Source organism: Pseudomonas parasichuanensis (assembly GCF_021601385.1).
Lineage (GTDB): Bacteria > Pseudomonadota > Gammaproteobacteria > Pseudomonadales > Pseudomonadaceae > Aquipseudomonas > Aquipseudomonas parasichuanensis.
The window spans coordinates 45,587-66,738 of the sequence record NZ_BQHO01000012.1; the positions used below are offsets into that span (position 1 = coordinate 45,587).

At 65.6% G+C, this 21,152-nt stretch carries 22 protein-coding genes; 8 read left to right on the forward strand and 14 right to left on the reverse strand.

Annotated elements, in window-relative coordinates; translation table 11 throughout:
- Nucleotides 1-31 precede the first annotated feature (31 nt).
- Nucleotides 32-2,071 carry a methionine--tRNA ligase gene (gene metG / locus L6D77_RS11970; protein ID WP_232883376.1) on the reverse strand — a complete coding sequence of 680 codons (2,040 nt, stop codon included), beginning with the start codon at nucleotides 2,069-2,071 and terminating at the stop codon, nucleotides 32-34.
- Nucleotides 2,072-2,229: 158 nt separating this feature from the next.
- On the opposite strand from metG, the gene apbC reads away from it, so the two are divergent.
- Nucleotides 2,230-3,324 carry an iron-sulfur cluster carrier protein ApbC gene (gene apbC / locus L6D77_RS11975; RefSeq protein ID WP_232883377.1) on the forward strand — a complete coding sequence of 365 codons (1,095 nt, stop codon included), beginning with the start codon at nucleotides 2,230-2,232 and terminating at the stop codon, nucleotides 3,322-3,324.
- A gap of 125 nt (nucleotides 3,325-3,449) precedes the next feature.
- Here apbC and L6D77_RS11980 read toward each other — a convergent pair whose 3' ends face one another.
- Complete coding sequence (locus tag L6D77_RS11980) at nucleotides 3,450-3,659, reverse strand: cold-shock protein (RefSeq protein ID WP_016488765.1); 210 nt, start codon at nucleotides 3,657-3,659, stop codon at nucleotides 3,450-3,452.
- Nucleotides 3,660-3,998: 339 nt separating this feature from the next.
- Between L6D77_RS11980 and dcd the strand changes: the two genes are divergently transcribed.
- Together dcd and L6D77_RS11990 are read left to right on the forward strand one after the other, a co-directional pair.
- Nucleotides 3,999-4,565, forward strand: coding sequence for a dCTP deaminase (gene dcd, locus L6D77_RS11985; protein WP_003258001.1), 567 nt, complete (start codon nucleotides 3,999-4,001; stop codon nucleotides 4,563-4,565).
- A 97-nt stretch (nucleotides 4,566-4,662) separates the two neighbouring features.
- On the forward strand, nucleotides 4,663-4,893 hold the full coding sequence (locus L6D77_RS11990; protein ID WP_232883378.1) for a hypothetical protein: 231 nt from the start codon (nucleotides 4,663-4,665) through the stop codon (nucleotides 4,891-4,893).
- Here L6D77_RS11990 and pdeM read toward each other — a convergent pair whose 3' ends face one another.
- The 10 genes from pdeM to L6D77_RS12040 form a co-directional block, all read right to left on the reverse strand.
- Nucleotides 4,894-5,553, reverse strand: a complete 660-nt coding sequence (gene pdeM, locus L6D77_RS11995) for a ligase-associated DNA damage response endonuclease PdeM (RefSeq protein WP_232883379.1) — start codon at nucleotides 5,551-5,553, stop codon at nucleotides 4,894-4,896. It abuts the gene before it with no gap.
- A complete protein-coding gene (locus tag L6D77_RS12000; RefSeq protein ID WP_236170050.1) occupies nucleotides 5,546-8,008 on the reverse strand; it encodes a ligase-associated DNA damage response DEXH box helicase in 2,463 nt (820 codons plus the stop codon). The genes pdeM and L6D77_RS12000 overlap by 8 nt, the downstream gene beginning before the upstream one ends.
- A 66-nt stretch (nucleotides 8,009-8,074) precedes the next feature.
- Nucleotides 8,075-9,190, reverse strand: coding sequence for a succinylglutamate desuccinylase/aspartoacylase family protein (locus L6D77_RS12005; protein WP_232883381.1), 1,116 nt, complete (start codon nucleotides 9,188-9,190; stop codon nucleotides 8,075-8,077).
- An 87-nt stretch (nucleotides 9,191-9,277) separates the two neighbouring features.
- Entirely contained in the window at nucleotides 9,278-10,936 is a 1,659-nt protein-coding gene (locus L6D77_RS12010) for an ATP-dependent DNA ligase (protein ID WP_232883382.1), read from the reverse strand.
- Nucleotides 10,933-11,949, reverse strand: a complete 1,017-nt coding sequence (locus tag L6D77_RS12015) for a ligase-associated DNA damage response exonuclease (RefSeq protein WP_232883383.1) — start codon at nucleotides 11,947-11,949, stop codon at nucleotides 10,933-10,935. Before L6D77_RS12015 ends, L6D77_RS12010 begins: the two co-directional genes overlap by 4 nt.
- 170 nt (nucleotides 11,950-12,119) lie before the next feature.
- Complete coding sequence (locus tag L6D77_RS12020; protein WP_232883384.1) at nucleotides 12,120-14,555, reverse strand: penicillin acylase family protein; 2,436 nt, start codon at nucleotides 14,553-14,555, stop codon at nucleotides 12,120-12,122.
- A 188-nt stretch (nucleotides 14,556-14,743) separates the two neighbouring features.
- The gene (locus L6D77_RS12025; RefSeq protein ID WP_232883385.1) at nucleotides 14,744-14,947 is read right to left on the reverse strand and encodes an SEC-C metal-binding domain-containing protein; all 204 of its coding nucleotides are present in this window, start codon (nucleotides 14,945-14,947) and stop codon (nucleotides 14,744-14,746) included.
- Between the two features lie 7 nt (nucleotides 14,948-14,954).
- The gene (locus tag L6D77_RS12030; protein ID WP_232883386.1) at nucleotides 14,955-15,431 is read right to left on the reverse strand and encodes an LEA/WHy family protein; all 477 of its coding nucleotides are present in this window, start codon (nucleotides 15,429-15,431) and stop codon (nucleotides 14,955-14,957) included.
- A 2-nt stretch (nucleotides 15,432-15,433) separates the two neighbouring features.
- Nucleotides 15,434-15,910, reverse strand: a complete 477-nt coding sequence (locus L6D77_RS12035; RefSeq protein WP_236170051.1) for a YchJ family protein — start codon at nucleotides 15,908-15,910, stop codon at nucleotides 15,434-15,436.
- A gap of 4 nt (nucleotides 15,911-15,914) precedes the next feature.
- Nucleotides 15,915-16,409, reverse strand: a complete 495-nt coding sequence (locus L6D77_RS12040; RefSeq protein ID WP_236170052.1) for a DUF6231 family protein — start codon at nucleotides 16,407-16,409, stop codon at nucleotides 15,915-15,917.
- 160 nt (nucleotides 16,410-16,569) lie between these two features.
- Here L6D77_RS12040 and L6D77_RS12045 point away from each other — a divergent pair, with 160 nt between their 5' ends.
- The 5 genes from L6D77_RS12045 (at nucleotide 16,570) to L6D77_RS12065 (ending at nucleotide 20,475) form a co-directional block, all read left to right on the forward strand.
- Entirely contained in the window at nucleotides 16,570-17,259 is a 690-nt protein-coding gene (locus L6D77_RS12045; RefSeq protein WP_236170053.1) for a PA1041 family peptidoglycan-binding anchor lipoprotein, read from the forward strand.
- 89 nt (nucleotides 17,260-17,348) lie between these two features.
- Nucleotides 17,349-18,068: a PA1041 family peptidoglycan-binding anchor lipoprotein gene (locus L6D77_RS12050; protein ID WP_236170054.1), complete on the forward strand. Its 720-nt coding sequence runs from the start codon at nucleotides 17,349-17,351 to the stop codon at nucleotides 18,066-18,068.
- Between the two features lie 96 nt (nucleotides 18,069-18,164).
- Nucleotides 18,165-18,428: a DUF1145 domain-containing protein gene (locus L6D77_RS12055; protein WP_232885333.1), complete on the forward strand. Its 264-nt coding sequence runs from the start codon at nucleotides 18,165-18,167 to the stop codon at nucleotides 18,426-18,428.
- A gap of 4 nt (nucleotides 18,429-18,432) precedes the next feature.
- Nucleotides 18,433-19,191: a collagen-like protein gene (locus tag L6D77_RS12060; protein WP_232885332.1), complete on the forward strand. Its 759-nt coding sequence runs from the start codon at nucleotides 18,433-18,435 to the stop codon at nucleotides 19,189-19,191.
- Between the two features lie 177 nt (nucleotides 19,192-19,368).
- A complete protein-coding gene (locus L6D77_RS12065) occupies nucleotides 19,369-20,475 on the forward strand; it encodes an NADH:flavin oxidoreductase/NADH oxidase (protein ID WP_232885331.1) in 1,107 nt (368 codons plus the stop codon).
- A 1-nt stretch (nucleotide 20,476) separates the two neighbouring features.
- On the opposite strand, the gene L6D77_RS12070 is transcribed toward L6D77_RS12065, so the two are convergent.
- Nucleotides 20,477-20,809 carry a type II toxin-antitoxin system HicB family antitoxin gene (locus tag L6D77_RS12070; RefSeq protein WP_232885330.1) on the reverse strand — a complete coding sequence of 111 codons (333 nt, stop codon included), beginning with the start codon at nucleotides 20,807-20,809 and terminating at the stop codon, nucleotides 20,477-20,479.
- Nucleotides 20,806-21,060 carry a type II toxin-antitoxin system HicA family toxin gene (locus L6D77_RS12075; protein WP_232885329.1) on the reverse strand — a complete coding sequence of 85 codons (255 nt, stop codon included), beginning with the start codon at nucleotides 21,058-21,060 and terminating at the stop codon, nucleotides 20,806-20,808. The genes L6D77_RS12070 and L6D77_RS12075 overlap by 4 nt, the downstream gene beginning before the upstream one ends.
- Between the last annotated feature and the right edge of the window lie 92 nt (nucleotides 21,061-21,152).

The window sequence follows — 21,152 nt, forward strand, 5'->3', positions numbered from 1 at the left end:
ATGCCCCGGCCAGTTGGCCGGGGCAGGGGCGTTACTTGATGCGCTGGCCGGGCTTGGCGCCGCTGTCCGGGCTCAGCAGGTAGATCTCTTCGCCACCAGGGCCGGCCGCCATGACCATGCCCTCGGAGATGCCGAAACGCATCTTCCGTGGTTTGAGGTTGGCCACCATCATGGTCAGGCGCCCCTCCAACTTGCTTGGGTCGGGGTAGGCCGACTTGATGCCGGAGAACACGTTGCGCTGCTCGTCACCGATGTCCAGGGTCAGGCGCAGCAGCTTGTCGGCACCTTCGACGGACTCGGCCTTGACGATCAGCGCCACGCGCAGATCGACGGCGGCGAAGGTGTCGAACTCGATTTCGGCCGACAGTGGGTCCTTGGTCAGTTCGCCGTTACCAGCTGGAACCGGGGCTTGCGAGGCCAGCAGGTCTTCCTTGCTGGCGGCGACCATGGCCTCGACCTTGGCCGGCTCGATACGGCTCATCAACGCTTTGAACGGGTTGAGCTTGTGGTTTTCCAGGCGCGACAGGTGGTCGTTCCAGGCCAGCGGGGCGACGTTGAGGAACGCCTCGGCGTCGGCGGCCAGCAGCGGCAGAACCGGCTTGAGGAAGATGACCAGCTGACGGAACAGGTTGATGCCCTGGGCGCAGATGGCCTGGACTTCATCCTGCTTGCCTTCCTGCTTGGCCAGCGACCACGGCGCCTTGTCGGCGATCCAGGCGTTGGCGCGGTCGGCCAGGGCCATGATCTCGCGCATGGCGCGAGCGAAGTCGCGGCCTTCGTAGGCTTCAGCGATCGATGGGGCGGCGGCGAGGAAGGCCTCGGTCAGCTCGGGGGCGGCATCGCCGGCAACCATTACGCCGTCATTGCCTTTGTGAATGAAGCCGGCGCAACGGCTGGCGATGTTGACCACCTTGCCGACCAGGTCGGAGTTGACCTTCTGCACGAAGTCCTCGAGGTTGAGGTCGAGGTCGTCGACGCCGCGGCCCAGCTTGGCGGCATAGTAGTAGCGCAGGTATTCCGGCTGCAGGTGGTCGAGGTAGGTGCGCGCCTTGATGAAGGTGCCGCGCGACTTGGACATCTTGGCGCCGTTGACGGTCAGGTAACCGTGCACGTTGACGGCGGTCGGCTTGCGCAGACCCGCGCCTTCAAGCATGGCTGGCCAGAACAGGGCGTGGAAGTTGACGATGTCCTTGCCGATGAAGTGGTACAGCTCGGCCTTGGAGTCTTTGTTCCAGAAGGCGTCGAAGTCCAGCTCCGGGCGGCGTGCGCACAGGTTCTTGAAGCTGGCCATGTAGCCGATCGGCGCATCCAGCCAGACGTAGAAGTACTTGCCAGGCTCACCCGGGATTTCGAAGCCGAAGTACGGCGCGTCACGGGAGATGTCCCATTCCTGCAGGCCGGAGTCCAGCCATTCGGCGAGCTTGTTGGCCACGGCGTCCTGCAGCGTGCCGCTGCGGGTCCACTGCTGCAGCATGGCCTGGAAGTCGGGCAGCTTGAAGAAGAAGTGCTGCGAGTCGCGCAGCACCGGGGTTGCGCCGGAGATCGCCGACTTGGGGTTCTTCAGTTCGGTCGGCGCGTAGGTGGCACCGCATTTTTCACAGTTGTCGCCGTACTGGTCTTCGGCCGCGCACTTGGGGCAGGTGCCCTTGATGAAACGGTCGGCGAGGAACATGCCTTTTTCAGGGTCGAAATACTGGGTGACCGAACGGGTGGCGATGTGGCCGGCGTCACGCAGACGGGTGTAGATCATGCCCGACAGCTCGCGGTTCTCTTCGCTGTGGGTGGAGTGGAAGTTGTCGAAGTCGACCAGGAAATCGGCGAAGTCGCCGCTGTGCTCGGCCTGGACGGCGGCAATCAGCTGCTCCGGGGTGATCCCTTCCTTCTCGGCGCGCAGCATGATTGCCGAGCCGTGGGCGTCGTCGGCGCAGACATAGATGCACTGGTTGCCGCGCAGCTTCTGGAAGCGAACCCACATGTCTGTCTGGATGTACTCGAGCATATGGCCAAGGTGGATGGAACCATTGGCATAGGGCAGGGCGCTGGTGACGAGAATCTGACGTGGCTCGGACATGGTGGCTCGGCTACTTATCTGGCTACGGGGTAAAAATGAGGGTGATCGGCCACTATAAAGGGCTGGCGAAGATATTTCACCTTGCGAACGCATCTGCTGACGATTGACGGGTTAGCATAGGCGCCTGTTTCGTATTCAGTTTGCCAATGGGAGCCTCCATGAGTGCCGTTACCCGTGCCGCCGTCGAAGGCGTGCTTCGCCAGTACACCGACCCCTACCTGAACCAGGATCCGGTCAGCGCCGGCTGCGTGCGCGCCATCGACATCCAGGGCGCGCAGGTCAGCGTGCAGTTGCAGCTGGGCTATGCCGCCGGCCTGTTCAAGGGCGGTTGGGCCCAGGTGCTGCAGACCGCGATCGAGAACCTCGATGGCGTTTCTTCGGCGCATGTGACCATCGATTGCGTGATCGCCACCCACAAGGCCCAGGCCCAGGTGCCGGCCATGGCCAATGTGAAGAACATCGTCGCCGTTGCCTCGGGCAAGGGTGGGGTCGGCAAGTCGACCACTGCGGCCAACCTGGCCTTGGCGCTGGCGCGAGAGGGCGCGCGGGTCGGCATTCTTGATGCTGACATCTACGGCCCCAGCCAGGGCGTGATGTTCGGTATTGCCGAAGGCACTCGCCCGCAGGTGCGCGACCAGAAATGGTTCGTGCCGATCAAGGCCCATGGCGTTGAAGTGATGTCCATGGCCTTCCTCACTGACGACAACACGCCGATGGTGTGGCGCGGCCCAATGGTTTCCGGCGCCTTGCTGCAACTGGTGACCCAGACCGCCTGGGACGACCTCGACTACCTGGTGATCGACATGCCGCCGGGCACGGGCGACATCCAGCTGACCCTGGCCCAGAAGGTGCCGGTGGCCGGCTCGGTGATCGTCACCACGCCACAGGACCTGGCGCTGCTGGATGCGAAGAAGGGCGTGGAGATGTTCCGCAAGGTCAACATCCCGGTGCTGGGTGTGGTGGAGAACATGGCCGTGCACATCTGCTCCAACTGCGGCCATGCCGAGCACCTGTTCGGTGAGGGTGGCGGTGAGAAGCTGGCAGCCCAGTACGGTGTCGAGCTGCTGGCTTCGCTGCCGTTGTCGATGCTGATTCGCGAGCAGGCCGACAGCGGCAAGCCAACCGCTATTGCCGAGCCGGAAAGCCAGATTGCCATGGTCTATCAGGAGCTGGCGCGCCAGGTAGGGGCGCGGATCGTGTTGCAGGAAGCGGCAGCGCCGGCAATGCCGAGCATCACCATCAGCGAAGATTGATCGCCAGAAATATACGTGGGGGTGGGGCAAGCCCGCTCCCACGGTGGCGCAAATGCCTGTTCGAACAGGCACAAAAAAACCCGCCAATGGCGGGTTTTTTCTGAAAGCTAGGAAGCGAGATCGACTTAGGCGATCTGAACTTCTTCAGCCTGCATGCCTTTCTGGCCGCGGGTAGCGACGAAAGTAACAGCTTGGCCTTCTTTCAGGGTTTTGAAGCCGTCAGCTTGGATGGCTTTGAAGTGCACGAACAGGTCGTCGCCCGACTGAGGGGTGATGAAGCCGTAGCCCTTCTCATCGTTGAACCACTTGACGGTACCGGATTGGCGATTGGACATTTTTCTGTCTCCTTGGACAAAGTTGATGGCGGCCAGGAAAACCCCGACCGTGACTGAGTGCAAAGGAGCAGAAGGTGTCATGGAGATGGGCCGATCGTAAATCGTGCATCAAACAGATCTTCGGTGTCGCGTGCAGCACAGTGGCGACACCATAACCCACTTTCCCTGACCTGCCAATAACTGGTGAGAGGTTTGTCGAAATTCGGATCGGCGGCGGCTGCAGGCCCCGTCCGGCGGGCATTGTAGAGAGACTGTGGGATGCGACTTTGCCGCGGGCGCCGGGACCGGTAAGATGCGCACCACGATTTTTTCACCTTGCACTCTCAGGACACACCCGCCATGAGCATCAAATCGGACAAGTGGATTCGCCGCATGGCGCAGGAACACGGCATGATCGAACCGTTCGTCGAGCGCCAGGTGCGCGGCGAGCAGGACAGCCGGGTCATCTCCTTCGGTGTTTCCAGCTACGGCTACGACGTGCGCTGCGCCGATGAATTCAAGGTGTTCACCAACATCAACTCGGCCACTGTCGACCCGAAAAATTTCGATGCCGGCAGCTTCGTCGACATCAAGAGCGACGTCTGCATCATCCCGCCGAACTCTTTCGCCCTGGCCCGCACCGTCGAGTACTTCCGCATTCCACGCGACGTGCTGACCATCTGCCTGGGCAAGAGCACCTATGCCCGTTGCGGCATCATCGTCAACGTCACCCCGCTCGAGCCTGAGTGGGAAGGCCATGTCACGCTCGAGTTCTCCAACACCACCACGCTGCCGGCGAAGATCTACGCCAACGAAGGCGTGGCGCAGATGCTGTTCCTGCAGTCCGACGAAGAATGCGAAGTCTCGTACAAGGACCGTGGCGGCAAATACCAGGGCCAGCGCGGCGTTACCCTGCCACGCACCTGAGCCGACCAAGCGCGGGAATTGTTTGCCCGCGCGGCACTCCAACGAGGTAGCAGTCCCGGCGCGTACGACGCGCGCCGGCTCTCGTCAGGAGCAGCCCATGAAACTCGATCCCGCAATCAGCGCCAAGCTGGCCGTCCTGCAGCCGAACCAGATCGGATTGCTGGCCTGGGCCCTGCTGGCGCATCCGCCAACACACCATCAGGCCGGCGGCGTGCCGCACCAGCCCGACCCGGACACCCCGCAACCGCCAGAACCCGGCGAGCATCCACCGATGGAGCCCGGCGAGCCGACCCTGCCCGACGAACCCCCTCCCGCCCCCGTGGCCTGATCAGTCGCTCAGTGGCCAGACGCGCTCGGCACCGGCCAGGAAGACGCGGGTGCCTGCCGTAGGCCTCACTGGCCAGCCGCCGGTGAATTCACCGAATGCTGGCAGCACGGCCACTTGCGGGTCGAATACGAAGCACGGCAAGCGCAGGCGCTGACGGGCGCGGCCACGCAGGATGAAGACCGGGTGCACATGGCCGGCCAATACCGGGTGGGTGGGGTGAGCCCGTGGTTCGTGCTGCAGGGCGAAAGGGGCGAGCAACCATGGCTCATCCTGCACCTCAATACCCAGCGCAGCGGGCGGGTCTCCCGCATGACGGTCGTGATTGCCCCTCAGCAGCACGATCTGCAACGCCGAATGGCGATCACGCCAAGCCTGCAACCTGGCCAACGTCGCCGGTGCCCGGGCGCTTCGGGCGTGCAGGAAATCGCCCAGGACGATCAACGTCGAGCAGGCATACCGGGCCAGCAGGGTATCCAGGCGCGCGAGGGTTGCTGCTGTGGTGCCGCGGGGAACAGGCTGGTGCAGGGCTCGGTAGCTGGCGGCCTTGCCGATGTGCAGGTCGGCCACCAGCAGCGCCTGCCGCGCTGGCCAGTAGATGGCCTTGTCCGCCAGCAGCCAGAGGCTTTCGCCGCAATGTTCGATGGCCAGGTGGTCAGGCATTGCGGTGCCCCCTGCTTGCCGCCTCTTCCAGGTCGGCGACCATCCTGGCGATACGGTCGGCCAGTTTCTCGTTGCTCAGCGTTTCGCGCATGCCCTCCACCAGCAGGGTGAACGCCAGGGGGCCGGGGCGCTGCAGTGCGTGCAGGTCCAGGCGCTGGGTAGCCATTTTCAGCAACTGGCGCTGCAGCCGCTCGATGTCCAGCTCTTCGCGCAACACCTCATCGCGCGCTTGGCCCAGTAGCAGGTTGCCGCTGTCATGTTTGCGCAAGACCTCGTAGAACAACCCGCTGGAGGCCTGTACCTGCCGCGTGCTTTTTTGCGCTGCCGGATAGCCGGCGAACACCAGGCCGGCAATACGGGCAATCTCGCGAAAGCGTCGCAGGGCCATCTCACCGGCATTCAGGCTGGCCAGCACATCCTCCAGCAAGTGCTCGGCAGACAGTGCGGCCGGTAGATGAGCGGCCCAATCGATGGCACTCGGGCTGAGCAGTTCGAAGCCATAGTCACTGACCGCAATCGATACCGACAGAGGCTGTTGTTGGCTGATCCGCCAGGCTACCAGGCTGGCCAACCCCAGGTTGGCCATGCGCCCGGCGAAGGGGTAGAGAAACACGTGCGAGCCTTGGCGGCTGGTCAGGGTTTCGGCGAGCAACGTATGGGGCGTGGGCAACGCCGACCAGCGCGCCTGCAGCTGCAGCAGTGGCGCTACCGCGCGCATCTCTTCGCCCTCGAAACGGCCTTGGGCCGCTGCATCCAGCTGCTCGACCAGGGCATCGGCCAGCTCGCTCGACAGTGGCATCCGCCCGCCATTCCAGCGGGCCACCGCCGCTTTGCGTGCGCTGGAACGGCGTACGTAGGCGGTCATGTTCTCGACCCGCACCAGTTCCAGCACTCGGCCACCGAACAGCAAGGTGTCACCGGGGCGCAGGCGGGCGATGAACGCCTCCTCGACGCTGCCCAATGACTTGCCGCCGCCGCCTTTGCTCCAGAATTTCAGTTGCAGGCTGGCATCGCTGACGATAGTGCCGATGCTCATGCGCTGGCGCCGTGCCAGCCGCTCGCTGGTCACCCGCCACAGCCCGTCGGCGTGCGCCTCGACCCGTTGATAGTCGGGGTAGGCGCCCAGCGCGCTGCCGCCGTGGTGGACGAAATCCAGTGCCCATTGCCACTGGCTGTCGTGCAGCCCGTTAAAGGCCCAGGTACTGCGGACTTCCGCCAGCAGTTCGGCGGGCCTGAAGCCGCTGCCCAGGGCCATGTTGACCAGGTGCTGGACGAGCACATCCAGGCATAGCCTGGGTGATTGGCGTGCCTCGATATGCCCTGCGGCAAGTGCCTGGCGCGCCGCGGCGGCCTCGACCAGTTCCAGGCTATGGGTGGGTACCAGGGTGATGCGCGAGGTCCGCGTCGGGGCATGCCCGGAGCGCCCGGCGCGCTGCAGCAAGCGGGCGATGCCTTTGGCCGAGCCGATCTGCAGCACCCGCTCGACCGGCAGGAAATCCACCCCCAAGTCCAGGCTCGAAGTGCATACCACCGCCTTGAGCGCCCCCTGTTTGAGCGCCTGCTCGACCCAGTCACGGGTTTCCCGCGCCAACGAGGCGTGGTGCAGGGCGATCAGCCCGGCCCAGTCGGGGCGGGCGCCCAGCAGTGCCTGATACCACAGCTCTGCCTGTGCGCGGGTATTGGTGAACACCAGGCTGTTACTGCTTTGGTCAAGCTCGGCGGCCACCTGTTCGAGCATCTTCAACCCCATGTGCCCGGCCCAGGGAAAGCGCTCGATCTGCGTTGGCAGCAAGCTGTCGACCTGAATGCGCTTGTCCTGACGCCCCTCGACCAGCAGGCCGCCGTCGGGCAACAGTACCTGCAGCGCGTGGTCCAGGTTGCCCAGCGTCGCCGACAACCCCCACACCAGCAACCGGGGTTGCCAGCGGCGCAGTCGGGCCAGGGCCAATTGCAGTTGCACGCCGCGTTTGTTGCCGAGCAGCTCGTGCCACTCATCCACCACCACCATGCGCAGGCTGGCGAACGTCTGCTCGGCCTGGGCACGGGTCAGCAGCAGGGTCAGGCTTTCCGGGGTAGTGATCAGGACGCTGGGCAGGCGCCGGGCCTGGCGGGCGCGCTCGGCGCTGCCGGTGTCACCGCTGCGCACGCCGACGTTCCAGTTCAGCCCCAGTTCGTCCAAAGGGCTTTGCAGGGCGCGCGCGGTGTCCGCCGCCAGGGCGCGCATGGGGGTGATCCACAGTACCTGCAGCGGCGCCGGCTGGCGTGTGCCGTGGCGGTCGGCGAATGCACGCAAGGCCGCCAGCCATACCGCGTAGGTCTTGCCGGCGCCTGTGCTGGCGTGCAACAGGCCAGACTCACCGCGCCCGACGGCTGCCCACACCCGGCGCTGGAAGGCCTGCGGTGTCCAGCCACGGGTGGCAAACCAAGCGTTGGCAAGGTCGCAGGCATGGGGCATGGGGGCAAGTCCTTCGAAGGGCTATGCCTTTAGTGACCACCCGCCATAGGGTTTGGTTTTACCGGGTCAGTTACCCAGCAGGTAACCGCTGCGGCACACCTGCTCACCGGCGACATGGGCGATGACCATCCCTGCCGTGGCCATGCGTCGCACGCTGCGGGCATACAGCAGCCCGGCCTGGGTGTTGCGCAACGGGGTCACGCGATCGTTGAGCGGGTCGATGACCTCTGCGATCAGCTGCCCCGCCTCCAGGTACTGCCCAGGCTTGGCGTGGAACACCAGCAAGCCACCCAGCGGCGCGGTCACCGGCTCCACGGCTGCCAGCGGCGTGGCAGGCTGGCGCAGGGCGGGCAGCGGCGCGGCTTGACCGTCGATCACGCCGCTGTGGCAGAGGAAGTCGAGGATTGCCTGGCAATCCTGGGTCGCCAGGGCATGGCTGACATCGGCCTGGCCGCGCAGCTCGAGGGTCACCGAGAAACTGCCCAGGGGGATCGGGAAACGCTTGCCGAAGCGCTGCTGCAATTGCCACCAGACCAGGCTGAAGCACTCATCGAACGATTGCCCGCCCGAGTCAGTGGCCAGCAGGCTGGCGTGCACGCCGAGGTAGCGTGCCAGCGGCTCGACCTGGGGCCAGGCATCCGGGGTGGTGTACAGGTGCTCGACGGCTTCGAAGTCGCAATGCAGGTCGAGCACCATGTCGGCGTCGCAGGCCAGCCGCTGGAGGGTCAGGCGCTGGGACTGCAGCGGGGTGTGCGCGGGGTGCGCGTCCAGGCCGCGGCGCAGGTATTCGCGGATCAGCGCCAGGTTGTGCGCAGGGTCGTCGTTGAGGTGGCCTTCGATCTGGTCGCCGATGCTGTCCGACAGGTCAACGAAATTGCGGTTGAAGTTCTCCCCGCTCTGCAGCTCGAAACGCCCCAGGGGGGCGTCCAGCAACACCTGCTCCAGGCCCACCGGGTTGGCCACCGGCACCAGGGTGACCTCGCGGCGCAAGCGGCCCTGCTGCTCAAGCTCCAGCAGGCGCTGCTTGAGGTGCCAGGCCACCAGCATGCCCGGCAGTTCGTCGGCGTGCAGCGAGGCCTGGATATACACCTTGCCGCCACCGCGCGGGCCGAAGTGGAAACTGTGCAACTGGCGGGCGATGCCGGGCGCGGGGGACAGCAGGTCGTGGGTCGAATGGTGCATGGGGGTCCTGATTGAAACGGTCGGCGACCAGGGGCTGGGATCAAGGATAGAAGCACAACTTCACGCCCGCTGCATCATTGCCAGTGCTCAGCCAAGCAACGCCTGCAGCGTGGCCAGGTCGTCGGCCTGCTCGACCGGCTTGTCATGACGCCAGCGCAGCATGCGCGGGAAGCGCACGGCGATGCCGCTCTTGTGCCGTTTGGACAGGGCGATGCCTTCGAAACCCAGTTCGAACACCAGCGTGGGGGTGACACTGCGCACCGGGCCGAAGGTTTCCACGGTGGTCTTGCGGATGATCGCATCGACCTGGCGCATTTCCACGTCGGTCAGGCCCGAGTAAGCCTTGGCGAAGGGCACCAGGCTGCGCTGCGGCGTACTCGCCGGGGCATCCCATACGGCGAAGGTGTAGTCACTGTACAGGCTGGCGCGGCGGCCATGGCCACGTTGGGCGTAGATCAGCACCGCGTCGACGCTGAACGGGTCGATCTTCCATTTCCACCACAGGCCCATGTCCTTGGTCCGGCCCACGCCATAGAGGGCCTCGCGCTGCTTGAGCATCAGGCCTTCGACACCCAGGCTGCGCGAGGCCTCACGCTGGCGGGCAAGGTCGGCCCAACTGTCGCCGGGGAGCAGGGGCGAAAGCCGCACCGGTGCCAGCGGGTACTGCTCGAGCAACTGCTCCAGTTGGCGGCGGCGTTCCTGTTGCGGGCGCTGGCGCCAGTCCTCGCCTTGCCACTCCAGCAGGTCGTACGCCTGCAGGACCACTGGCGCTTCGGCCAGCAACTTCTTGCCCAGGGTTTTGCGACCAAGGCGCTGCTGCAGCAGCGCGAAGGGTTGCACGGCGACCTCAGCGGGGCTGGCGCCGGGTTTCCATACCAGAATTTCGCCATCGAGCACCGCACCATCGGGCAGGGTCGCAGCAAGGCTGTGCAGTTCGGGGAAACGGTCGGTGATCAGCTCTTCGCCCCGCGACCAGATCCAAAGCTGGCCCTCACGCTTCACCACCTGAGCACGGATGCCATCCCATTTCCATTCCACTTGCCAATCGCTCGGCGGCCCCAGCAGGGCGTCGAACTGCTCGACCGGCAGTTGCAGGGCATGGGCAAGAAAGAACGGGTAGGGTTGGCCACCGCGCTGCTGGTGCTCATCGGCGCACTCCGGGGCGATCAGCTTGAGGTAACTGGCGGCGCCGGGGCGATGGCTGAGGTCGGTATAGCCCACCAGGCGCTGTGCCACGCGCTTGGCATCGAGGCCGGCGAGGGCGGCCAGGGCGCGGGTGACCAGCAGTTTTGAAACACCCACGCGCAAACTGCCGGTGACCAGCTTCAGGCACAGCATCAGGCTCGGGCGATCGAGTCGCGACCACAGCTGCGGCAGCCGCTCGCGTACTTCCTCTGGCGGCCGCCCGCGCAACGGCAGCAGGTACTGTTCGACCCATTCGGCCAGCCCTTCGTCGCTGCCCTGCGGGTTTTCCGGCAGCAGCAGCGAGACGGTTTCGGCCAGGTCGCCCACCGCCTGATAGCTTTCCTCGAACAACCACTCGGGCAGGCCCGACAACCGGGTGGCCAGTTCGCGAAGCAGGCGGCTGGGGACCATCTGTCGAGGACGGCCGCCGGCCAGGAAATACACGGCCCAGGCGGCATCGCTGGGCGGCGCCTCGGCAAAGTAGTCGCGCAGCGCCTGCAGCTTGGCGTTGCTCGACGTGGTGGCGTCCAGGCGCAGATAGAGGTCGGCGAACGCTTTCATGGCCCGGCCTCGGCGTCGGGTACATCGTCCTCCTCACCGTATTCGGTGACGAACGGGCGGGCATCCAGGCCCTGTTCACCCAAGTAGCGCACCAGTGTGGCCACCGAACCATGGGTCACCATTACCCGTTCGGCACCGGTCTGGCCGATGGCCCACAGCAGGCCCGGCCAGTCGGCATGGTCGGAGAGCACGAAGCCCCGGTCCACACCCCGTCGCCTTCGGGTACCGCGCAAGCGCATCCAGCCACTGGCGAAACCGTCGCTGTAGTCGCCGAAACGCTTCATCCAGCTACTGCCGGCCGCCGACGGTGGTGCCAACACCAGGGCCTGACGCAGCAGTGGGTCATTGCGCGGTATATCGCCGGCGTACAGGGTGTCGGGTAGCTGCACACCGGCGTCACGATAAACCCGGTTCAACGGCTCGACCGCGCCATGCACCAGGATCGGCCCGATGCTGGCATCCAGCCCATGGAGGATGCGTTGGGCCTTGCCGAAGGCATAGCAGAACAGCACGCTGGCCTTGCCCTGTTCACCATTGCCGCGCCACCAGGCATTGATATCGGCGAACACCTTGGCCTGTGCCGGCCAGCGATAGATCGGCAGGCCGAAGGTCGATTCGGTGATGAAGGTGTGACAGCGCACCGGCTCGAACGGCGCGCAGGTACCGTCGGGCTCGACCTTGTAGTCGCCCGAGGCGACCCACACCTGGCCCTGATGTTCCAGGCGCACCTGGGCCGAGCCCAGCACATGGCCGGCCGGATGCAGGCTCAGGGTGACGCCGAGGTGCAGCAGGCGTTCGCCGTAGGGCAGCAGCTGCAGGTCGATATCCTGGCCCAGGCGGCTACGCAGCACACCGGCGCCAGGGCTGGCGGTGAGGTAGTGGCCGTTGCCGCGCCGGGCGTGGTCGCCATGGCCATGGGTGATCACCGCGCGCGCCACCGGGCGCCAGGGGTCGATGTAGAAATCGCCGGGCGGGCAGTACAGGCCTTCGGGACGGGCGATGATGAGGTCCATGGTTCGCAACGCAGGTGGTGGGCGTTACAAGGTGGGAGTGAACTCTGGTTGTGAAAGTTCGGATGCCCTGCGGCCCATCTTGATGCCAAGACTGAAATAGCCAGTCGTAGCTACCTGAAGCAGCAAAAAAAAGCCGCCTATTCAGGCGGCTCGTTCATTGTTATCAGGGCCTATTTACCCGGCACCAGCGTCAGCCGTTGGCTGCCATAAACCCGGCCGAAGTTTTGCGGCTGCAGCGGCAAGCTCATGAAGCGCCCTTTGAACCAGGCATCCAGCCCGTCGCCGTAATGGCGGCTGGCCGGGTTGCCGGACTGGCCGTTGCTGGTCAGCAGTTGCAGCGGTTCGGCCTGGCCGAAGTCGACGATCATCCGCGCCGAGGCCGGCAGGCGGGTGTCGAAGTTACTGCCCCAGGCGTAGGGGGTGAGTGCCAGGGTGCTGAAGTCACCGCCGCCAGCCATTGGCGAGCGGCTGAGGCTGTCGCCCAGGCCACGGTAGTTCGGGGCCGGCCAGCGGTACTGGTGCAGCTTGCCCCACTGCCAGGCACGGCGGTCGGCGCCGAGCTGGGCGGTGCCGGTATCGATCGCCGCCGCCAGGCTGCGGGCGAGGATGGCGGGTTTGTCTTCCTTCTGCGGGGAGCCGCGATCATCCCAGAACGGGCTGTCCTCACGGCCCAGCAGGTGGTCGGCCTGGGCCGAGTAGGACAGTTGGGCGTTGCCGACGAAGGCCTGCCAGGCCGGACTGGACTCGGGGCCGAGGTCGTCAAGGAAGGTCTGCCGGGTGACTTCCTGGAGGAACAGCTCATACAGCGCGGCATCGGCCGACACCGGGCTCAGCCGGCCATCGAAGGCCTTGAGCCGGGCCAGGGCGTCGCGGGCTTTGTCGCGTTGGGCAGCGGGCAAGGCGTCGATGGCCTGTTTGAGGGGCTGGGCCATGCCGGGCGCATCGAACATCTGCTTGAGCTTGTCGGCCAGCAGCGTCACCTGGTCGTTTTGCAGGGCCATCAGGCTGCGGCTGTCGTGGCGGCCGTTGCCCGCCAGCTGGGCCAGGCGCTCGGCGCGCTCGGGGTAGTACCAGCTGCTCGACAGCTGCATGCCGTAGCCCTTGGGCTGGCTGCGCTGGCTGGCGTGGCCGATGAAACCGGCGGCCGGGTCCTGGTCATAGGGGTGGAGCATGGCATCGGCGTAGCCGTCCCAGTCATAGCGCCCGTCCCAGCCCGGCGAGGGCAGCAGGCCCTGGCCGTCGCGGCGGTTGGGGTAGCGGCCACTGACTTGCCAGCCGATGTGTTCGGGTTCGGCGAATACGAAGTTCAGGGCTGCCGCGCCGATTTCACGGGTGCTGTCGAAGGCCCGCTCGATGTTGCTGGCGCGGGTCAGGTCGAACAACGCGTCGAGGCTGCGATCGTCCTTGAGCTGCGGCAGGTGCAAGGCCAGGGCCAGGCTGCCGTGGCCCGGCAGCAGGGTGCCATGGCGGGTGTCGTACAGCACCTCGCGTTGCGGGCGCTGGCCACGAACGAAGAAGGTCTCGCTACGTGCGCGGGCCTGCTGCCACTTGCCGTCGGCCAGGTAGGTCAGCTGGCTGCCCTGGCGGCGTACCTGTTCGAGGAACAGGTCCTGGTTGTCGGCCATCACCGCGCTGGCGCTCCATGCCACTTTGCCGTTGTAGCCGGCCAGCACGATCGGCAGGCCCGGCAGCGACAGGCCGGCGACCTGGTACTTGCCGGTATGGATCTGCACCGGGCTCAGTGCCCAGGGCGCCCGGCTGTCGCTGGCCAGCAGGCTCTTGCCGCTGCGGCTGCGCTGCGGCCCGAGGGCGAGGTTGGACGAGCCGGGGTTGCCGAGCAGGCCAAGGTCGGCCAGTTGCTGGCCGGCGGCGGCGAGCGCGGCAAGGCCCGGCAGCTGGCTGGCCAGGTTCAGGCCCTTGAGCTTGTCGACTTCGCTTTCGGCCAGGGCCTCGTCGGGGGCGCCGGGCAGCAGCCAGGCCAGTTTGTCTGCGCCGACCTTCTGCGCCAGGGTCAGGGCCGAGAGCTCTTCCTGCAGGTTCACCGACTGGCTGAAGGCGTACAGGCTGAAGATCAGCGCCGAATCCTCGGGCTTCCAGTACTCCGGGCGATAGCCGCTGCGGGCCAGTTCGGCCGGCAGTTTGTCGCGGTAGCGGAACAGGTAGGCGTTGACCCCGCGGGCGTACACCTCGAAGAAGCGCTTGAGCCGTGGCGAGGCGTCGGCGTACAGCTGGCCGGCGCTCTGCTTGAGATTGGCGGCGCGCATCAGGCGGTCGATTTCCAGCGCCTCGGGGCCTGCCAGTTCGGCCAGGCGGCCTTGGGCGAGCAGGCGCATTGTGACCATCTGCTCGATGCGGTCCCCGGCATGGATATAGCCCAGGCTGAACAGTGCGTCGTGGAAGTTGCTGCTTTCGATCAGCGGGGCGCCCATGGCGTTGCGCCGCACCGATACATTCTGTGCCAGGCCCTTGAGCGGCTGGACGCCGGTGGTGGGCGGTACGCTGTCCTGCATGCCACCCATCTGGCAGCCGGTCAGCGCAAGCATGCCGAGCATCGCGGCGGCGCTGGCGAAGCGGGGGCGGAAGGGAGGAAGGACGGGCGCGGCCATGACTGGGCTCCTGCAGGGCGTGGCGGGGTTTCGAAAGGCGCTAAGGTAGTGAGCGCGCAGTCGCCGTGCAAGGTGCCGGAGCGCTTTATTTACGAACGGCAAGCCGCAAGCTGCAAGCCCCAAGAAAAAGCCGGCGTTGCACCGGCCCGTTACATCTTGCGGCTTGAAGCTTGCCGCTCAGGGCTGCTTCAAGCGCCGTGGCACTTCTTGAATTTTTTCTCGCTGCCGCACGGGCACGGGTCGTTGCGGCCGACGTCCTTCAGGGCGTTGCGTACCGGCTCATGGTGGCCGTGGTTGCAGTGCGGGCCATGCACATGGCCGTGATCGTGATCGTGATGATGATCGTGGCCGTGGTTGCAGTCGGGGCCGTGAACATGGGGTTGCTGGGTCATTGCGGGCTTACTCCGGTAGAAAATCGCCGGGCATTATCTCACCACTGCGCGACAAGTGCAGGTCCCGGGGGATGATCAGCCCGGTGGCCAGGTCACCTTGCAGTCGGTAATGCAGTGGCTGTTTGCTTTTCAGCAGTTTCGCCAGTGGCTTGAGGTGCTGCCAGAGGTTGGTCCGCGCGGTGATCTTGAAGGTGCGCCGGGCATGGCCGCCGACGCTGCGCCAGAGGCTGACATCCTCTTCGGCCAGCAGGATGTCGCCCAGATGCACGGCGTAGTGCAGGTTGCGGATGAACAGGCGGCTGTCGTTGGGGTTGATGACCTGCAGGTGCAGCACGAATTCTTGCTGGTGCAGGCGCATGCTGACTTTTTCCACCTTCAGCAGATGCACCTCTGGCTGGCGCCAGCTGTCGTCGCCCCAGCTGGCGCAGCCCGCCAGCCCGCTCAGCAGTAAAGCCAGCAGCATCAGGCGGGCGAGGGCGCGCATGGTCAGTTACCGAAATAGCTGGCGCAGCATTTCTTGAATTTCTGCCCGCTGGCGCAGGGGCAGGAGTCATTGCGCCCGACTTTCAGTTCCACGGTTGGGTCAATGAAGTACCAGCGCCCGCTGTGCTGGACGAAGGCCGAACGTTCGCGGTGCTGGTGGTCGCCTTGGCTGTCGTGCCAGCGCGCGGTGAAGGTGACGAAGGCGTGTTCGGGCTGCCCACCGAGCACCTCGGCGTTTTCCACCTCGAGCCCCAGCCAGGTGCTCTGGGCGCTCCAGGCCGCCATGGCGGCGCGGTCCAGGCCGGCCTGCTGGGCCGGTAGCGTAGTGCCTACCAGATAATCCACCAGCCCCAGCACGTAGGCGCTGTAGCGTGAGCGCATCAGCGTCTGTGCATCCGGTGCCGGGGTGCCGGCGTGATAATGCCCGCAGCAGGCGTCGAGCAGGTTGCCACTGCCGCAAGGGCAGACCGAAACACTCATGGCGTCACCACCAGTACTTGCCGAAGTTTTGTGGGTTGGCCCAGAACTTGGCATTCAGCCAGTCCGGTACCTGTTTGTAGTCATGCAGATCATAGGTGAACAGGCTGAGCACCTGTTCGCCGCGCTGGAATTTCTCGCTGGCCGACAGCGCCAGCGCGAAAAAGTCGGTGTCGTGCCAGCCGCAGGCACCCAGGTCGGCGAGTACCGCGACCCGGCTGGCGTTGAGGTTGCGGATGCCACCCAGCAACTCCAGGCCACTGCGTTTGGGCAGGTGTTCAAGGCAGTCCACCAGCACCGCCAGGTCGAAGCGCTGGGCGGCCAGTTCGGCCGGCAGCGGGCCGGGTGCGGCGACTTCTATAAGGGTGTCCGGGTGCTCGGCAGCGAAGGCGTCCAGGGCCGGGAAGCGCGTGCCCACCAGCAACAGCTTGTGTGGCGTGAAACGCTCCAGCAGGGCGGCCAGGGCCTGCTGCGGCGTGCGTTGTGAGAAAGCGTCGGTCATTGCCATTCCTCGTTCAGGTCGCTCAAGACTAGCGGCCCCGGCCCGCCTGGCATAGAGGCAAGGCGCCGCGTCGTGGCTTATTGCTGGCAGAGCGGGAAACAGCGGTCTTTACTTCCAGAGCATCGGTTTTGCACCGATTCCCCCTAGGAGAAGCAACAAGATGAGCATAGTACGCACAGCGATACCCCTGGTTCTGCTCACCAGTGTGTTGACTGGTTGTGCAGGTTTGCAAAAAACCGACTGGCCGAAGTGTGCTGCCGTCGGGGGCGTGGGCGGCGCGGCCCTGGGCGCCATCGAGAGCTCCAGCTGGGCTGGCTGGGGGGCGTTGCTCGGTGGTGGTCTGGCGGCCGGTTATTGCTGGGCCCACGGCGATGGCGACGAAGACGGCGATGGTGTGCCGGACAGCCGCGACAAGTGCCCGGGCACGCCGCGCGGCGTCCAGGTCGATGCCAACGGCTGCCCGCCGCCACCCCCAGTGGTCGAAGAGGTCGTGGTACAGAAGGAAGAAGTCATCGTCATCCGCGATGTGCGCTTCGAGTTCGACTCGGCACGCCTGACCGCCACCGACAAGCAGCGCCTCAATACCATTGCCACACGCCTTAAGCAGGAGGCCCCGAGCGCCCGCCTGAGCGTAACCGGCCACACCGACAGCGTCGGCTCCGACAGCTACAACCAGAAACTGTCCGAGCGCCGTGCCCATTCGGTGACCGATTACCTGGTCGAACAAGGCGTACCGCGCAGCAGCTTCGTCTCGGTCGTAGGTGCCGGCGAGACCCAACCGGTGGCGGACAACGCCACGGCTGACGGCCGCGCCATGAACCGCCGTACCGAGATCAAGATCCAGCGTTGACGGCCCTGCGCCCGCGCCTTGAGAAGTGGCGCGGGCGCGTCTTTACTCCTGGGTGACCGGTAGCGGCCGGTAACTCAGGAGCATTCAGCATGCGTGTTTCGTCCAAGGCGGCGCTGCCGCTGTTGCTGGCCACCAGCCTGCTGGCCGGTTGCGCGACCCACAGCGATGGCAGCGCGCCCCTCAATCAAAGGACCTGGCCCCTCTGCAGCCTGCTGGGTGGGCTGGTCGGCGGCGGCCTGGGGGCCATCGAGAGCTCCACGTGGGCGGCCGGTGGCGGCGCTCTGGGAGCCATTGCCGGCGGCCTGATCTGCTACGCCCAGGATGGCGATGAGGATGGCGATGGCGTCTTCGACCGCCGTGACCGTTGCCCGGACACGCCCGCTGGCACCCAGGTCAACCACATCGGCTGCCCGTTGCCCCAGTACCCACCCTCGCAACCGCAACCTGAACCCGCTGCGGCCTCCGAGGTGATCACCCTCGATGACCAGGGGCAGGTGCTGTTCGCCTTCGACTCCGCAGAGCTCGCGGCGGGCGCCCGGCAGCGTCTGCACGAGGTGCTGCCCAGGCTGAACGAGCCGGGCGTGGCCAGCGTCAAGGTCATCGGCTTCACCGACAGCGTCGGCTCCGACAGCTACAACCAGGGCCTGTCCGAGCGCCGTGCCAGCAGCGTCGCCGAGTACCTGATCAGCCAGGGGCTGGCACCGAACAAGGTGACCAGCCAGGGCCGTGGCGAGGCTGATCCGGTTGCTGACAACGACAGCGAAGAAGGCCGTGCACGCAACCGACGGGTGGAACTGCACCTCAACTGACCCCTCTGGCGCGCCCATCGCAGTAAGGGTACTGTTGCCAGCGCGGTCCGCTCGAACGGGCCGCGCTGGCATAACAAAAAACAGTGGGGGCGGGGTATGAAGTTCATCCTGGGCCTGGGCAAGGTCCTGACGGTACTGTTCTGGTGGGTGGTGCTGTTCAATCTGTTCATGCCGCAGCCAGTGCCGCTCAATCTGCTGATCCATGCCGCCGGCATCCTCCTGCTGTCGCTGCATGTGCTTGAGGTGCTGTTTTTCAACGCCAGCCTGCGTGGGCGCAGCCACCGCTGGTTTGATCGGTTGCAGATCCTTTTGACCGGCATCTTCCACGTCATGTCCATCCCCAAACCTAATAAGGCCTAGAGCCATGCGTAAATTGATGTTGCTGGCCGCCTTGGCCGCGCCCCTGGCTCAGGCAGAAAGCCTGGACGTTGCCGCTCACTCGATGCTGCGCCTGCCGAACAAATCGGCCAGCGTGCACCTTCAGCAACTGCGTGTCGCCGATTCGGCGACCCTGCTGTTGCCGGCCACCCTCACTGAATTGAAGATCGACCGCCTGGAACTGGGCCGCGATGCACGCATCGCCATCGCGCCCGCCGAGCGCGACCTGAGTATCAGTGCTGCCAGTGCCCACCTGGGCGCAGGCAGTGAAATCAGTGCGCCGGGAGCGCCGGGCACTTATGAGCGGGCAGCCCGTGCGGGCCGTAACCTCGACTTGCGCCTGCAGGCGCTTGAGGCCGAGCAACTGGTCATCGATGCCCGTGGCGGCGCTGGCGCGCCGGGCTATGTCGGCCTCGATGGCGGTAATGGCAAACCGGGCGGCTGCACCTGGGGGCAGGCCAGCCGAGGGGCCAATGGCGACAACGGTGGCAATGGGCACGATGGTGCCCCCGGCGGGCGGATTCGCCTGGCGCTGCCAGACGGATTCGCCCAGGAACGTATCGTGGTCCGGCTGGAGGGCGGTGCGCCCGGCAAGCCGGGCGCAGCGGGTAAAGCCGGTAAAGGCGGGGTGAGCAAGGGCTGCCTGGTGTACAGCACTTCTGCCGGCGCCAATGGCCTGCCAGGGCAGCCTGGCGAGCCAGGTGCCGCCGGTGCTGCCGGGGAGTTGATCCTTCAGCGCTTGTAAGCGCCGCAAGCGGAGCCTGCTTGAGGTGTTATCAGGCAGGCTTGCCAGCGACTCCCCACCTAACGGTCAGACACCTCCTACACCCATGGTCTAGTCTGAAAAAGACCGGTACCGGCCAAGCTCCCACTACAAGTGCCCGGACCGGACAACCATTGGAGTCCCCCGGGAGGTGCTCTCATGAGCCTGCTGCTAGAGCCGTATACCCTGCGTCAGCTAACCCTGCCCAACCGCATCGCCGTTTCCCCCATGTGCCAGTACTCCGCCGCGGATGGCCTGGCCAACGACTGGCACCTGGTGCACCTGGGCAGCCGGGCCGTCGGAGGCGCGGGCCTGGTGATCAGCGAAGCCGTCGCGGTCACCGCCGATGGTCGCATCACCGCCGAAGACCTCGGCCTGTGGAACGACGAACAAATCGCCCCGTTGCAGCGCATCACCCGCTTCATCACTGCTCAGGGTGCCGTGCCCGGTATCCAGCTGGCCCACGCCGGACGCAAGGCCAGCACGTATCGGCCCTGGTTGGGCAAGCAGGGCAGCGTCAAGCTCGAAGACGGTGGATGGCAGCCGGTCGGCCCATCGAAGATCGCCTTCGACCCACAGCACACCGCACCGCGCGAGTTGAGCAAGGATGAGATCCAGGACGTGGTGGCCGCGTTTGTGGCCGCGACCGAGCGCGCATTGATGGCGGGTTTCAAGGTGGTGGAAATCCACGCCGCCCATGGCTACCTGCTGCACCAGTTCCTGTCGCCGCTGAGCAATCAGCGCCGCGACGACTATGGCAGTTGCTTCGAAAACCGCATTCGCCTGACCCTGCAAGTCACCGAGGCAGTGCGCAAGGTGTGGCCGCAGGAACTGCCTTTGTTCGTCCGCGTATCGGCCACCGACTGGGTGGAGGATGGCTGGAACCCGGATGAAACCGTCGAATTGGCGCGCCGACTACGCGTCCTGGGTGCCGACCTGATCGACGTTTCGTCGGGCGGCACCTCGGTCAACGCCGAGATCCCCACCGGCCCCGGCTACCAGACCCGCTTTGCCGAACGGGTACGCAAAGAGTCGGAAATCGCCACCGGCACCGTTGGCATGATTACCGAGCCCGCCCAGGCCGAACACATCCTGCGCACCGGCCAGGCCGACGTGATCTTCCTGGCCCGTGAACTGCTGCGTGACCCGTACTGGCCACTGCACGCCGACGATGACCTGGGCGGCAACAAGGCCACTTGGCCGGCGCAGTACCAGCGGGCGACCAGCCGGGCCAACCCGATCCACGAGTCGGACCTGCGCGATTGACTCAGCGGTAGGCGGCCTTGCTGAGGATGTCGCTCACCCATTGGTTGATGCTTTTCTGCGCAAGCTCCGCCTGGGCCGCCACGCTGGCGTGGAGCGTGGGCTCCAGGCGCAGGCTGAGCTTGCCGGAGTAGGTTTTTTGCGGTTCACGCCCCAGGCGCTGACAGGTTTCGAGGTAGTCGTCGACGGCCTCCTCGAAGGCCTGGCGCAGTTCGCTGATCGACTCGCCATGGAAGCCGATCATGTCGTGGATGCCGGCGACGTGGCCCACCAGCAGTTGGTCTTCGTCGCTGTATTCGATGCGGGCGGCATAGCCGCGGTAATTCATCACATTCATGGTGTCACTCCTGCCTGCTCCAGGAACTGGCGGGCATCCTTCACTTGATAAGCTTTGGCGCAGCGGTCCGGGTGAGGGCGGTGGAAGGTGGCGACCGCCCCGTTGAGTTCGAACCGCACGCGTGAGCCCCTGCCTTCGACCGTTCTGGCGCCAAGCGATACCAGCAGCGATTCCAGGCGTATCCAGTCCAGGGTTCTGGGTACAGGTTTGTTGAAAACGAGTTCGAGTAAAGCACGTTGGTGATTATTCATGGTATCAGTCTGTGATACCAGTTTATTTTGCTCAACGCCTTGGCGGTAGGCTGCGGCGGCTGCAGTTCGCAGGAAAGTTCTGCATGAAAGCC

What these genes read in the sequence shown, in the direction of transcription:
- L6D77_RS12045 (WP_236170053.1), top strand. Translation starts at nt 16,570, where the DNA reads ATGAGCATAGTACGCACAGCGATACCCCTGGTTCTGCTCACCAGTGTG.
- L6D77_RS11980 (WP_016488765.1), bottom strand. Translation starts at nt 3,659, where the DNA reads ATGTCCAATCGCCAATCCGGTACCGTCAAGTGGTTCAACGATGAGAAG.
- L6D77_RS12005 (WP_232883381.1), bottom strand. Translation starts at nt 9,190, where the DNA reads ATGCACCATTCGACCCACGACCTGCTGTCCCCCGCGCCCGGCATCGCC.
- L6D77_RS12030 (WP_232883386.1), bottom strand. Translation starts at nt 15,431, where the DNA reads ATGCGCGCCCTCGCCCGCCTGATGCTGCTGGCTTTACTGCTGAGCGGG.
- L6D77_RS12035 (WP_236170051.1), bottom strand. Translation starts at nt 15,910, where the DNA reads ATGAGTGTTTCGGTCTGCCCTTGCGGCAGTGGCAACCTGCTCGACGCC.
- L6D77_RS12000 (WP_236170050.1), bottom strand. Translation starts at nt 8,008, where the DNA reads ATGCCCCATGCCTGCGACCTTGCCAACGCTTGGTTTGCCACCCGTGGC.
- L6D77_RS12025 (WP_232883385.1), bottom strand. Translation starts at nt 14,947, where the DNA reads ATGACCCAGCAACCCCATGTTCACGGCCCCGACTGCAACCACGGCCAC.
- pdeM (WP_232883379.1), bottom strand. Translation starts at nt 5,553, where the DNA reads ATGCCTGACCACCTGGCCATCGAACATTGCGGCGAAAGCCTCTGGCTG.
- L6D77_RS12070 (WP_232885330.1), bottom strand. Translation starts at nt 20,809, where the DNA reads ATGAATGTGATGAATTACCGCGGCTATGCCGCCCGCATCGAATACAGC.
- L6D77_RS12015 (WP_232883383.1), bottom strand. Translation starts at nt 11,949, where the DNA reads ATGGACCTCATCATCGCCCGTCCCGAAGGCCTGTACTGCCCGCCCGGC.
- L6D77_RS12060 (WP_232885332.1), top strand. Translation starts at nt 18,433, where the DNA reads ATGCGTAAATTGATGTTGCTGGCCGCCTTGGCCGCGCCCCTGGCTCAG.
- apbC (WP_232883377.1), top strand. Translation starts at nt 2,230, where the DNA reads ATGAGTGCCGTTACCCGTGCCGCCGTCGAAGGCGTGCTTCGCCAGTAC.
- metG (WP_232883376.1), bottom strand. Translation starts at nt 2,071, where the DNA reads ATGTCCGAGCCACGTCAGATTCTCGTCACCAGCGCCCTGCCCTATGCC.
- L6D77_RS12065 (WP_232885331.1), top strand. Translation starts at nt 19,369, where the DNA reads ATGAGCCTGCTGCTAGAGCCGTATACCCTGCGTCAGCTAACCCTGCCC.
- L6D77_RS12050 (WP_236170054.1), top strand. Translation starts at nt 17,349, where the DNA reads ATGCGTGTTTCGTCCAAGGCGGCGCTGCCGCTGTTGCTGGCCACCAGC.
- L6D77_RS12020 (WP_232883384.1), bottom strand. Translation starts at nt 14,555, where the DNA reads ATGGCCGCGCCCGTCCTTCCTCCCTTCCGCCCCCGCTTCGCCAGCGCC.
- L6D77_RS12075 (WP_232885329.1), bottom strand. Translation starts at nt 21,060, where the DNA reads ATGAATAATCACCAACGTGCTTTACTCGAACTCGTTTTCAACAAACCT.
- L6D77_RS11990 (WP_232883378.1), top strand. Translation starts at nt 4,663, where the DNA reads ATGAAACTCGATCCCGCAATCAGCGCCAAGCTGGCCGTCCTGCAGCCG.
- dcd (WP_003258001.1), top strand. Translation starts at nt 3,999, where the DNA reads ATGAGCATCAAATCGGACAAGTGGATTCGCCGCATGGCGCAGGAACAC.
- L6D77_RS12055 (WP_232885333.1), top strand. Translation starts at nt 18,165, where the DNA reads ATGAAGTTCATCCTGGGCCTGGGCAAGGTCCTGACGGTACTGTTCTGG.
- L6D77_RS12010 (WP_232883382.1), bottom strand. Translation starts at nt 10,936, where the DNA reads ATGAAAGCGTTCGCCGACCTCTATCTGCGCCTGGACGCCACCACGTCG.
- L6D77_RS12040 (WP_236170052.1), bottom strand. Translation starts at nt 16,409, where the DNA reads ATGACCGACGCTTTCTCACAACGCACGCCGCAGCAGGCCCTGGCCGCC.